This window comes from Butyrivibrio hungatei (genome assembly GCF_900101605.1).
In the GTDB taxonomy this organism is placed as follows: Bacteria; Bacillota; Clostridia; order Lachnospirales; family Lachnospiraceae; genus Butyrivibrio; species Butyrivibrio hungatei_B.
In genome coordinates this window covers 166,440-179,157 of the sequence record NZ_FMUR01000009.1, presented here as the reverse complement: position 1 = coordinate 179,157, position 12,718 = coordinate 166,440, and the positions used below count along the sequence as shown (strand labels likewise).

Below are 12,718 nucleotides of genomic sequence, written 5' to 3'. Positions count from 1 at the left end.
ATACGGCTTAAGTATGCAGACAGTGCTTTTTCCTTTTGATACATCAATTCCAACACTAATCATTCTGAACCTCCTCCAACTGTAAATAGTAATTGCTCCAGCCACACTTATTACCATTCAGTTTAGTTGGTTACGCGGGTGTTTCTCCCTACCTGCTTAAGCGAATGCTTATAATAAGGGGTTGGCTAACGGTTTATATGACGGATGCGCTGATCCAAAAAGAGCCACGTCAGACCAATTACTCCCCTTATTATAAAAAAATAAGTGCAGATGTCAGAGTTAATTACTCTCTAACAACTACACTTTTATGGTACTAAATGAGACCAACTCTTTGGGCTCATTTATATGTCCGGCACAATCTGAGCTAAAATTATATATATCTGCCTATATATTTACAGCGTAACCCTATCAGGTTTTAAAGAACTGAATATCCTGATTAAGTTTATTGGCAACATTTTTGAGGTTGGTTGCCGAACCTGCAAGAGATGTAACGGTAGCTGAGAGCTCTTCCATAGAAGCACCGGTTTCTTCCGATGAAGCGGCGTTCTGCTGCGAAATTGCAGAGAGCGAATTCATTGAATCCGATACAACATTCTTTGAAGATACACAAGTTTCTGCACCTGAGGAGATGCTCTTTACGCCGTTTACGGTCTCGCTTATATCTGAAAGCATTTCGTTTACGGAAATAAGTGTTTCGCCAAGAGCATCCTGCTGATCTAGATTTCCTTTTCTTACTTCGTCCGAAGCTTCAACTGCAGCCTCACTCTGCTCAAGAAGGATATCCATCTGTTTTCTGATATCATCAGCCATTGCTTTTGAATCGTCGGCAAGCTTACCAATCTCTTCAGCAACAACCGCAAATCCTTTTCCTGCTTCGCCGGCTCTTGCAGCTTCGATAGAAGCGTTGAGTGAAAGGAGATTGGTCTGTGTTGCGATACTGGCAATTCCTTCAACCTTCTCATTTATGCTTGAAACAGCTTCCTGAGTAGCTGAGATAGTCTTTGAAATGTCATCAATCTTGGAAGTCATGTTTGTGCTTGATTCCTGCAGAGCTGAAAGCGACTGTGAAGAAGCTTCCGAAGCATCTTTCATTCTTGTTGCAAGAGCTTCAAGACTTCCTGTTGAACCCTGAACGTTGGAAACTGCATCACCGATCTGTGTAACGTTCTCGGATGCCTTCTGAATCTCGTCAGCTTGCTGAGTTGCACCGGATGCAATATCCTGTACGGCATTTGATACATCTTCGGCTGTCTGTGAGATCTGGTTGGCCATATCTGAGAGCTCCTCGGATGACTCACCGATCGTTGTTGCGGATGCTTTAATGTTGGAAACGATTGCCTGGAGCTCATTTATTACGGTATTTGTATTGTTGATGATCGCTCCGAATTCATCTTTTCTTTTTGTATGCTTGGTTACAACCGCAAATCTACCGTCAGCAAGTGCTGCGAGAGCATTATTAACATCGTTGATCGGACTTGTGAAGGAAATAGCCATCTGTACAGAGATGAATGCTGTTATTACGAGTAGTACTAATCCGACAATTACAACAATAAGTGCGGCAGATCTAGTCTCTGCGGTTACTACTTTTGTATCTGTTGCGGCAACAACAACGAAACCTGTACTTGGAGATTTCTTAAAAGAAACTACGGCATGATATCCTTTACCGGTATCGACCTGATATACACCGCTTTCCTGACCTGAAGCTATGAACTGTGACTTGCTTCTGTCGTCTTCGTTGTCGGCAGTGATCTCGTACTGTGAATGAGCGGCAACAAGTCCGTTTCTGTCAACGAAGAAAGCATCACTTGACTTTTCTGCAAGGAATTCATGGAATCTGTTAAGGTCGAGATTTCGCTGAACAATACCTATAGTTTCACCCTTTGAGTTATATACGGGTGCTGCAATTGTAATCTGACGCACGCCTGTTGAGGCAGAAACAATAACATTGGAAACATATGTATTTCCGTTCATTGCTTCTTTGAAATAATCTCTTTCGCCTACATCTACAAGTTCTCCTGTATTTCTGAGAATCTGTTTTCCGTCTTTGCCTGTAAGAACAGTAATGTTGCCATCGTTGAGCATAGTATCGATTTCTTCAAGATACTTCGAGGCCTCATCTTGGAAAGTCACGTTGAAAGGTGTCTCCATAAACCTGGTTGTTGCAGGTGATTTGGCGAGTGTTTGTATACTCATTATATTTTTTTCCATTATGCCTTCAAATTCGGACTGAATATAATTGGCTTGCCAGTTTAAGGTGTTTTCGGCATCCTTTACCGCTTTTGAAGTTGATGATATATAGCTTACCATTACGGAAATAATAAGCGGAATAGCAGCAACTAAGAGCATTATCGCTATCATACGCGGTTTAATGCTGTTTACAAAATCAGTAGTTTTTTTCTTTGGGGTGGAATCCTTTTCCATAAAAATTGCCTCCATAATATATAAGAGTAATACTTCAACGTATTGAAACCATTAAAAAATAATAACAATTTTATACTAAAATAATACTATTTAGCAGTTAAAAAATGACTAAAAATAGGAAAATTTTATAGAGTTTTAATGATTTGCTGCGTTAAGTTCAGTATAATATCGGCAATTGACGAGCCTAAATTTAGTTTAATGCATAAAAAAAGCAATTTTTTACATGTGGGAAAACGATAAAAAAAGCATGGATAAAAACATGGAAATTATTATTTACTTATGTTATAATCTGAAACGATTGTGCCTATATGTGGGCTAAAGGGCTTGAAACTGTGTATTTAGGCTCTTTATTATAAATACTTTTTAGGAGGAATTACGATAAAATGAGCGTAACAGTTGAGAAGCTTGAGAAGAGCATGGCTAAGCTTAAGATTGAAGTATCTGCGGAGCAGCTCGAGAAGGCTATTCAGAAGGCCTATGAGAAGAACAAGAATAAGATTCAGTTACCCGGTTTCCGTAAGGGTAAGGCTCCTCGTAAGATGATCGAGCAGATGTACGGTAAGGGAGTATTCTATGAGGATGCGGCTAATGAACTTATCGAGACAGAGTATCCCAAGGCTGTAGAGGAGTGCGGAGAGAACGTTGTATCATCTCCCAAGATTGATGTTGAGCAGCTTGAGGCAGGAAAGGACTTCATCTTTACAGCTGAAGTAGCTCTTAAGCCTCCGGTTAAGCTTGGAAAATATAAGGGCGTTGAAGTTGAGAAGATGGACATCGACGTTACAGATGCTGATGTTGACGCTGAGATCGACAAGCAGAGAAATACAAATGCAAGAACTGTTGATGTAACAGACAGAGCAGTTCAGAACAACGATATCGTTACTCTTGATTTCGAAGGATTTGTTGACGGAGTTGCATTCCCCGGCGGAAAGGGAACAGATTATCCTCTTACAATCGGTTCAGGTGCATTCATTCCCGGATTCGAAGAGCAGCTTGTTGGATTTGAGATTGGTAAAGAAGGCGATGTAAACGTTAAGTTCCCTGAGGAATATCAGGCAGCTGAACTTGCCGGAAAAGATGCTACTTTCAAGTGCACAGTTAAGGCTATCAAGGCTAAGGAACTTCCTGAGCTCAACGATGAGTTTGCAAGCGATGTATCAGAGTTTGATACACTTGCCGAGTACAAGGAAGATGTTAAGAAGAAGCTTGTTGAGAAGAAGACAAACGAAGAGAAGGCTAAGAGAGAAGATGCTGTAGTTAAGGCTGTTATCGAAGATTCAGATATGGAACTTCCTGAGGCTATGGTTGAGACACAGCAGAGACAGATCGTTAACGATTTCGCTCAGAGACTTCAGATGCAGGGCATGAACATGGATCAGTATCTTCAGTATACAGGTAACACTGTAGACAAGATGCTTGAGCAGGTTAAGCCTCAGGCTATCGAGAGAATCAAGTCAAGACTTGTTCTTGAGGCTGTAGCTGAGAAGGAAAACATCACTGTTTCAGACGAAGAGTTCGAGAAGGAACTTGAGAAGATGGCTGAGCAGTACAGAATGGAGCTTTCTAAGCTTAAAGAGCTCATGTCTGACGCTGAGAAGAAGATCATGAAGAGTGATCTTGCAGTTCAGAAGGCTGCTGATTTCCTTGTTGAGAACGTTAAGGAAGGCGCTGCTAAGAAGGCTGCAAAGAAGACAACAACAAAGAAGGCTGCTGAGAAGGCTGACGATAAGGAAGAGAAGCCTGCAAAGAAGACAGCTGCAAAGAAGACAACAGCTAAGAAGGATGCTGCAGACGGCGAAGAGAAGCCTAAGAAGACAACAAGAAAGAAGAAGACTGAAGAGTAATCAGACAGTCTGAATAAAAGCATATGAACTTTATGGCACTTATTATTTGGTAAATACAAAGAAATAGGTGCCATTAGTTTTATATGACAGAAACGGGGAGGATGTATGATAGAGGCTTTTTTTAACAAGTATAGAAAAATATTTGCGGGAATATTCATTATCGGAATACTCTGTGCGGTTGTGCCTGTTATTGTCGGCTGTGGTTATACATATCTGTGTGAAGATGATTTCAGCTTTGAGGGCGGAGCGGCGGACGCTGCAGATACATACGGATCGAACGTTGTGGCTGCCGCACACAAGATGGTTGATTATTACAATTTAAACCAGGGAACATATCTTTTTAATTATCTGATCCATTTTATCAGGGCGTATACAAGGGGCGGACTTCCGGGATTTCATTTTTATATGATACTGAACACGGTCGCTTTCTGCGCTGCGCTTGTCGTTCTCCTGAAAATCCTTATAAAAGACAATACGGCGTGCCTGGGAGCAGCTTTTGTCATATTTGTGTCGGTTTTTTCCATGACGAATACTCAAAATGGAAAAGAGCTCTTTTACTGGTATACGGGCGGGCTTAATTATCTGATGGAATTGACTCTCGGTCTGCTTGCGGTTTCGTTAAGCATTCTCTATATACGAAAGAAAAAAGTGATATATCTGGTGGTAAGCGCCTTATTGGCATTTCTTGCAAGCGGAGGATCGCTTAATGTTGTATGCGCGGATCTTTCGTGGCTTATCGCGGTTGTCATACTTAAAAGGGAAGAATTTGTAAAGGATAAAAAGATTGTGATCCCTGCGGCTGCAGCGTTTGTCGGTACGCTTATAAACGGTCTTGCTCCAGGAAACTATAAGAGAGCGGAAAGAGATCTCAGTGAAGGACACAGTACATTTTTTGATGCGCTCAGAGATACTTTTAAATGCATTATTTCTGAAGATAAGCTTCTTTTTACAAGCCTTGTGTTTATTCTGATGCTGCTTTTGGCATTTGTGATCTTTACTGTTTATAAGGTTAAGATACTTGAGGGAAAAGTTACGGTATTAAATCTGGTGATAGTGCTTGTCGGAACATGGCTTGCAAGATATTTCACCATGTTTCCCGTATGCTTCGGATATCATGTGGATGAAGTGATCAACATGAGAACCGCAAATTCCTACGAGATTGTGGCAAAGTTCATGTATTTCCTTGCAGTAGCTGTGATTGCCCAGTTCCTTTCAGAGAAATTTGAAGGAAAGACGGATCGTATCGCAATGGGAGTTCTTGCGGTGGCAGCGCTGTTTGCGATTATTCTTCATTCAGGAATAAATAAGGAGATCAAGGACGGAATGTCATATGCTTCATATGATGATTATAGGACGGGAGCATTGCAGGAGAGCTATGCTGCCAGAGAATATGTTCTTTCGGCACTTACACTGTCGGAAAAAGGAAGTGACGCTGTTATATATGTCAGACCTTTCAGACAGGCATATTCTACCTACGGAATGGGACTTGGAGTAGAGGCCGGAGAGTGGGTAAACAGATCCGCTGCAGGCTTTTATGATCTTAATACCGTTACCATAGTTTACCTTGATGAGTGAGTTATTTAGAAAAATTTCCCGTAAATATCTGTTTGCGGGAAATTTTTTATGCTCTTTTTATAAAATTATTGGTATAATGGAAATTGGAATTTTATTTTTAGGCTAGAAAGGAAGAAAAAATGAGTTTAATACCTTATGTCATTGAACAGACAAGTCGCGGTGAGAGGTCCTATGATATATACTCCAGACTTTTGAAAGAGAGAATCATATTCCTCGGAGAAGAAGTTAATGCCGCATCAGCCAGTACAGTTGTAGCTCAGCTCCTGTTCCTTGAAGCTGAAGATCCCAATAAGGACATTCATATGTATATTAACAGTCCCGGGGGAGAAATCACATCCGGAATGGCTATATATGATACAATGCATTATATAAAATGCGATGTTAGTACGATATGTATAGGAATGGCTGCAAGTATGGGAGCATTTCTTCTTGCAGGCGGAGCAAAGGGTAAGAGAATGGCTCTTCCCAACGCGGAAGTTATGATCCATCAGCCTTTGGGAGGAACACAGGGTCAGGCTACCGAGATTGAGATTGCTGCAAAGCACATCATCAAGACAAAAGAAAAAATGAACAGGATGCTTGCTGAGAATACAGGTAAGCCTTTCGAGCAGGTTGCTGCGGATACAGAAAGAGATAACTGGATGTCTGCGCAGGAAGCTTTGGAATACGGGCTTATTGATTCTATAGTTGAGAACCGTCCTAAGAAAGAGGAAAATAAATAATGGCGAAGATACCGGGAGAGATCAAGTGCTCTTTTTGCAATAAGACACAGGATCAGGTAAAAAAATTAATAGCGGGACCTGCGGGTGTATATATCTGCGATGAATGCGTAGAAATATGTTCAGACATCATTGCCGAAGAGTTTGACGATGAGCCTGAAGTAGCCGAGAGGGACCAGCAGATAAATCTTTTGAAGCCTGTTGAGATCCGTAACTTTTTGGATGAATATGTTATTGGACAGGAAGAAGCCAAGAAAGTTCTGGCTGTTTCCGTTTATAACCATTACAAGAGAGTTTTGTCTCCAAAGAGCGAAGATAAGTCGGAAGTAGAACTTCAGAAGAGCAATATCATAATGGTAGGTCCTACCGGATCCGGTAAGACATACCTTGCACAGACACTTGCCAAGATAATCAATGTACCTTTTGCGATTGCAGATGCTACAACACTTACCGAGGCAGGATATGTCGGAGAAGATGTTGAAAACATCCTGCTCAAGCTTATTCAGAATGCCGATTACGATATTGAGAGAGCTCAGTACGGCATTGTATATATTGATGAGATTGATAAGATCACCAAGAAGAGTGAGAATGTTTCCATAACAAGAGACGTTTCAGGTGAAGGCGTTCAGCAGGCACTTCTTAAGATTATTGAGGGTACTGTTGCAAGCGTACCTCCGCAGGGCGGAAGAAAGCATCCTCACCAGGAGCTTATCCAGATTGACACAAGCAATATCCTGTTTATCTGTGGCGGAGCATTCGATGGATTGGATAAGATCGTTGAGGCAAGACTTGACCGCAATTCAATCGGATTTAATGCAGAGATTGCAGATAAGACTGAAAGAGAGATCGGAGAAGTTCTTAAGGAAGTTACACCTCAGGATCTTGTTAAATTTGGACTTATCCCTGAGTTTGTGGGACGTGTGCCTATCACTGTAACACTTGAAGGTCTTTCAAAAGAAGCGCTCGTCAGAATCCTTACAGAGCCAAGAAATGCTCTTGTTAAGCAGTATCAGAAGCTCTTTGATTTTGATGATGTTAAGCTTACATTTGAGGAAGATGCCGTTGATAAGATAGCACAGATGGCATACGAGAGAGAAACCGGAGCAAGGGGACTTCGTTCCATCATGGAAAAGACTATGATGAATGTTATGTACGAGATTCCTTCCGATGAGACTATCAGTGAGTGTGTTATCACCAACAATTCCGTTGACGGAACAAGTGAGCCGCTTATTGTTCACAAAGAGCAGGGGAAACTTAAACCCGCAAAGTAATTGCAAGACATAAATAATTGAAAAGAATAGAAATGGAGCCATGACCTATAAAGTCATGGCTCGTTTTTTAGTGGGGTTATATTTAAAACAAATATTGTTTAAATATCAATTTTCATACCGCCGTATTTTCTGATCTTAAGAACAAGACAGGATCCTTCACCGAATATGCTATCCAGAGCTTTCTTGTATATTTCGACCTTATCATTTCGAACAAAAGCCTGGATCGTTCCGGCAAAACCACCTCCGTGAACTCTGCATACACCACCGTCTTCGCCGAGGATGTTTTCGCTGATACACAGTGCGAGCGAAACGCCCTGATGCTTAACATCCTGATTGGTATATACGTTCTGAAGGAACTTAAATGATGAATCGCCGGATTCCTTTACGGTTTTTAAGAATGTAGCAAAATCATTACTTTTAAGAGCATCTACTTCTTTTATAACTCTCTTGTTTTCTTCATAGAAGTGGAGGGCACGCAGAACTGCTCTGTCTCCGAGCTTTTCACGAAGAGCGGGGATGGAATCAATAACTTTGGATTCGGGAACATTTACAAGTACGGCTGTTCTGAATTCCTCGGCTACAGATTTCATTTCCTTGGTAACGGCAGCATATTCCGAAGTTAAGTCAGCATGATTTCCTTTGGTATCCGTGATGCAAAGACTGTAACCCGAGGCATTGAGGTCGAGATTTAATGTTTCAACCTTTGGTGTGCCGGGAACCTTGAAATCTATGTGACTCATGTTTCCAAAAGCGCAGGCCATCTGATCCATAAGACCGCACGGCTTGCCAAAATATATATTCTCGGCGTATTGACCTATGGTTGCAAGGGTCATCGGTTTGATCTTACCGTCGTTGTACAAAGAGGAGATGATGGTTCCTATCACTGTCTCAAATGATGCGGAAGATGAAAGACCTGAACCGTTGAGCACATCGCTTGTGATGTAGGCGTCAAAACCGCCGATCTCAAATCCGTTCATCTTGGCTCCGGCAAGAACACCTTTTATCATGGCAAGTGAAGTGCCCTGCTCGTTTTTGTTAATGGCTGTATCTTCCGAACTAAAGCTTATAATATTGTCATAACCTTCAGATCTTACATTTATCATCTCGGAGTTTTTGGCTACGATCGCTATGATGTCCAGGTTAATGGATGCCGTAAGAACATGACCGTGCTGATGGTCGGTATGATTACCGCCTATCTCAGTACGTCCGGGTGCATTTATTATGCATACGTCATCATTGTATCCCGGTGTTGATCTAAAAGTATCCTCATAGCTTTTTATTGCTCTGATATATCTGTCTGTCTGATAAGCAATCAAGGATTCATCGATATAGATATCAAGAAGCTTATCATTTAATCTGCCGGCTTCAATATAACTGATCAAGTCTTGTGTTTTCATATTTTTTAATCCTCATCTGTTGACAAATATCTTAATACCCCAAGGTCCTATACTGATTCTGTCTCCGCGGTTGTAGTTATCTGAGCTTATAAGTTCCGTGCAGTCTTTAAGTATTGAGATAAGCTCAATTCTAGGAGAGTAGTTAAAGTAGTAGGTGATTTCCTCACCGAGTGCATTGGTTCCCGATTTAACTATGATGGGGAATATCTCCTCGGGTACGGAAAGGCCGATTCTTCTAACGAGTTTCTTAAGGATGGAAGTGAGGCCTTCGCACTTCATATAACATCCGATATATGTAACGGTTCCGTTTCCTGAGTCATAAAGCTTCTTGTGAAGAATCGCAGCATATTTATCCCAGCACGGATGAACGTAGGTACCCCAGATTTCTTCGCCGGTTCCCTGAGGCCTTAATAATTCCATCCAGTGAGAAACATTGAATTCCCTTCCTTCAATCTTTATTGTTGTATCTACAGGTCTTGTAATCTGGTCGTAGCTTCCTCCGATCATATCTGTCATGTGATAAGGAAGAGCATCGGGATATATCTTAAGCTCTTCATCGGAAACAAGACTCTTAAATCCAAGTACAAGATTTCCGCCTTTCTCAACGTAACTGCGAAGAGAATTGATCAGCTCAACCGTCGCCGAATAGAGCGAAGGAGCGATGAGAAGAGGATACTTTTTAACAAGCTCTTCCGGATCCGCATTGATGATATCGTCTTTGTAAACAATATCTGTTTCAAGATTCATCTTGTAGCAGGCGTTGTACATCCAGCGAAGGATATGATTATAACTAAGTTCCTTGGGACTCCAGTCATCTTCGCCGACACTTACGTCGGATACATCGTCGATAGGGAATTCGTCAAGTCCCACAAGGCTTCTGTTATCTGCAATAATGGCAGCGTAGCAGTGCTTTTTGAGGTTCTGTAAATGACTGTCTATCTTAAGTTCTTCAGATCTTGTAAAAGCAAGTTCTTTGTAAGTCTCGCCCGGAATCAGATCGTGGCTTAAAATTCCTTTCCAATAGGATTCGAGGGAATTGTGGATCGAATGCCAATTCCAGTACATTACACCGTTTGCACCGCTCGCAAGGTGGCTGTAATAAGCCTGCCTTAGCTGACCGGGATATGCAAGCCAGTCGAGTCTTCCCTGAGACTGTGTTTCAAGTACAAGATAATTATCTTTTTTGAGTGATCTTCCGATTGCACCGCCAAAAGCTATGGTAGCGCCGTCAAATCTGTTCTGTGTGGGATGATAGATATCAACTCCGGCAATATTTACCGCTTTTGCAGCATCTTGCTGATTTACAAGAGGCTGAATGCCGTATGAAAATCCGTCCCATGAGAAATCATAATTGTGAGTGATGAACTGATCGTCTCTTTTGTACTCATTTATAATATCTGCCTGCCATTGCTGGTAATCGGTGATCTTGTCTCTTAGGAATGCCTTGTAGGCAGCGGAAAGACTACCGTTTATCGTACCGCGGATATCGGGCATGTCGTCCCAAGAATCGATGCGGTTGCTCCAATAATTAAGCCCAAATTCAGCGTTGAATTTGTTGATATCGGGATATTTTTTCTTCATCTCTTCGATGAACAACTTTTGATTTTCGGGGGAGTATCCGTTTCCGGAACGTGTTTCGTTATCAATCTGATATCCGATAACCTGTGGATTTGCCGCTACTTCCTCCATCATCTTTCTGATGATTCGCTCAGCATGGAAAAGAAAATGCGGATTGGTGATATCGTGTTGCTGTCTGCGTCCGTAGATGTTCTGTCCTTCGGGAGTCACTGCCATGACATCAGGGTATTTCTTTGCAAGCCATGAAGGTATGGCGTAAGTAGGTGTGCCTACGATGACCGAGATATCATATTTTGCGGCCGCATCAAGAACCTTGTGTAAATATGTAAAATCAAATACGTTATCGGAAGGCTCATAGCTACTCCAAGTGGATTCGGCTATCCTGATAACGTTCATGCCGGCATCCTTCATGAGCTGGAAGTCGGTATCTATTCTGTCGTAAGGCATATATTCAGCATAATATGCCGTGCCAAAAAGAGTTGATTTCATAACGTTTACCTCATAAAAAACATAAAAAACTTTACATATATATTTTATAAAAAAATTTGCCTTATATGTCAAAAAAAGAGAAAAAATATTCGTATAAACAAAAAATAAAAAGATGCTAAAAATGATTCCATTCAGCTGTCAATATGAAAAATCAGGTAACAATTGCGGTTGACGAAAAATTGATAAAGTGCTAAATTTCAAACAAGACAACCAATTGCGCAAAGTATAACACAGAGTTTAAAAAAAGCAAAGTATTATTTTAAATATCGAACAAATTAAATGTCGAATAAATTAAACATCATATAAATAGGGGTTTTTATAAGAGGTTTTACGGTATGGGAGAGAATGAGAAAAAGAACATAACCATAGGGGACGTGGCGGAAGCCTTGGGGGTGTCAAAAACAACGGTTTCACGTGCAATCTCCGGCAAAGGCAGAATAGGAAATGAAACAAGGCAGAGAGTCCTTGAGTATATAGAAAAAAACAACTACAGACCTAATCCGATGGCAAAAGGCCTTGCAGACCAGAAGAAATACAACATATGCTGGGCAATCCCGGGGGATTCGAATGTATATGCGCTCCCTTTTTTCCAAAGGTGCATGGCGGGAGTCTGCGAAGTTACAATGGCTACGGATTATGATGTTCTGATCTCGCTTGTGTACGAGGATAATATTTCTCATTTGGAAAGAATCGTCAAAAATAAAAAAGTAGACGGCGTGATCCTCGGACGCACAATGGTCAACGATCTTTCCGTTAAGTATTTAAAAAGCATGAATATCCCGTTTGTTACTGTGGGAAGCACCAAAGAAAAGGGCGTCATTCAGGTTGACAACGATCAGGAGAAGGCCTGCATGGAGATGACATCTGCTCTTATAAAATGCGGATATAAAAAGCTTGTTTTGATCGGCGGTTCACTTAGTCATATGGTGAATATGGCAAGGCAGCGTGGTTTTGAGATGGGACTTGAGTCAGCAGGTATTGAAGTTAAGCCCGATATGCTCCTACTTGGAAACGAAACTTCCAAAGAAGTTGAAAACGCAGCAGATCTAGCGGTTAGATCCGGCGCAGAGTGCATAGTATGTATGGACGACAGCATATGCCGTGATGTGATATTGAAACTTAGGAAAGACGGTGTGTGTGTTCCCGGAGATGTGGGGATAGCATCTTTTTACAACAGCGATCTTCTCGCGGGGAACCAGCCTCAGGTCACTGCGCTTCAATATGATCCGAAGGAGCTTGGGAACGTTGCATGTAGGACGCTTCTTAAACTGATAGACGGTGAAGAGGTTCCGGAAAAAAGCATTCTGGGCTATAAAGTGTTAATGAAAGAATCTACACAGAAAATCGATAATTCGATTATGTTATCAAAAAAACATTGATGCAATCTCGTAAAAAAGGTAAAATATAATAGTATGGACAACCGT

Annotated in this window: 8 protein-coding genes; 5 read left to right on the top strand and 3 right to left on the bottom strand. The window is 41.4% G+C overall.

Annotated elements, in window-relative coordinates; genetic code table 11:
- Nucleotides 1-408: 408 nt before the first annotated feature.
- A complete protein-coding gene (locus BLP87_RS08635) occupies nucleotides 409-2,421 on the bottom strand; it encodes a methyl-accepting chemotaxis protein (RefSeq protein ID WP_074462339.1) in 2,013 nt (670 codons plus the stop codon).
- A gap of 383 nt (nucleotides 2,422-2,804) precedes the next feature.
- Between BLP87_RS08635 and tig the strand changes: the two genes are divergently transcribed.
- The 4 genes from tig to clpX all read left to right on the top strand — a co-directional run bounded on the left by tig (nucleotide 2,805) and on the right by clpX (nucleotide 7,830).
- A complete protein-coding gene (gene tig, locus BLP87_RS08630) occupies nucleotides 2,805-4,265 on the top strand; it encodes a trigger factor (RefSeq protein WP_074462338.1) in 1,461 nt (486 codons plus the stop codon).
- Between the two features lie 105 nt (nucleotides 4,266-4,370).
- Entirely contained in the window at nucleotides 4,371-5,840 is a 1,470-nt protein-coding gene (locus tag BLP87_RS08625) for a DUF6056 family protein (protein WP_074462337.1), read from the top strand.
- Nucleotides 5,841-5,959: 119 nt separating this feature from the next.
- Nucleotides 5,960-6,562 (top strand): ATP-dependent Clp endopeptidase proteolytic subunit ClpP, encoded by a 603-nt coding sequence (gene clpP, locus BLP87_RS08620; RefSeq protein ID WP_074462336.1) that lies wholly within the window; start codon nucleotides 5,960-5,962, stop codon nucleotides 6,560-6,562.
- A complete protein-coding gene (gene clpX, locus BLP87_RS08615) occupies nucleotides 6,562-7,830 on the top strand; it encodes an ATP-dependent Clp protease ATP-binding subunit ClpX (RefSeq protein ID WP_074462335.1) in 1,269 nt (422 codons plus the stop codon). The genes clpP and clpX overlap by 1 nt, the downstream gene beginning before the upstream one ends.
- A gap of 98 nt (nucleotides 7,831-7,928) precedes the next feature.
- Here the strand turns inward: clpX and BLP87_RS08610 are convergent, their stop codons facing one another.
- Nucleotides 7,929-9,227, bottom strand: a complete 1,299-nt coding sequence (locus tag BLP87_RS08610) for a galactokinase (protein ID WP_074462334.1) — start codon at nucleotides 9,225-9,227, stop codon at nucleotides 7,929-7,931.
- A 12-nt stretch (nucleotides 9,228-9,239) separates the two neighbouring features.
- Nucleotides 9,240-11,294 carry a beta-galactosidase gene (locus BLP87_RS08605; protein WP_074462333.1) on the bottom strand — a complete coding sequence of 685 codons (2,055 nt, stop codon included), beginning with the start codon at nucleotides 11,292-11,294 and terminating at the stop codon, nucleotides 9,240-9,242.
- Nucleotides 11,295-11,629: 335 nt separating this feature from the next.
- Between BLP87_RS08605 and BLP87_RS08600 the strand changes: the two genes are divergently transcribed.
- Nucleotides 11,630-12,673 (top strand): LacI family DNA-binding transcriptional regulator, encoded by a 1,044-nt coding sequence (locus tag BLP87_RS08600; RefSeq protein WP_074462332.1) that lies wholly within the window; start codon nucleotides 11,630-11,632, stop codon nucleotides 12,671-12,673.
- Nucleotides 12,674-12,718: the final 45 nt, after the last annotated feature.

What these genes read in the sequence shown, in the direction of transcription:
- BLP87_RS08635 (WP_074462339.1), bottom strand. Translation starts at nt 2,421, where the DNA reads ATGGAAAAGGATTCCACCCCAAAGAAAAAAACTACTGATTTTGTAAAC.
- tig (WP_074462338.1), top strand. Translation starts at nt 2,805, where the DNA reads ATGAGCGTAACAGTTGAGAAGCTTGAGAAGAGCATGGCTAAGCTTAAG.
- BLP87_RS08625 (WP_074462337.1), top strand. Translation starts at nt 4,371, where the DNA reads ATGATAGAGGCTTTTTTTAACAAGTATAGAAAAATATTTGCGGGAATA.
- clpP (WP_074462336.1), top strand. Translation starts at nt 5,960, where the DNA reads ATGAGTTTAATACCTTATGTCATTGAACAGACAAGTCGCGGTGAGAGG.
- clpX (WP_074462335.1), top strand. Translation starts at nt 6,562, where the DNA reads ATGGCGAAGATACCGGGAGAGATCAAGTGCTCTTTTTGCAATAAGACA.
- BLP87_RS08610 (WP_074462334.1), bottom strand. Translation starts at nt 9,227, where the DNA reads ATGAAAACACAAGACTTGATCAGTTATATTGAAGCCGGCAGATTAAAT.
- BLP87_RS08605 (WP_074462333.1), bottom strand. Translation starts at nt 11,294, where the DNA reads ATGAAATCAACTCTTTTTGGCACGGCATATTATGCTGAATATATGCCT.
- BLP87_RS08600 (WP_074462332.1), top strand. Translation starts at nt 11,630, where the DNA reads ATGGGAGAGAATGAGAAAAAGAACATAACCATAGGGGACGTGGCGGAA.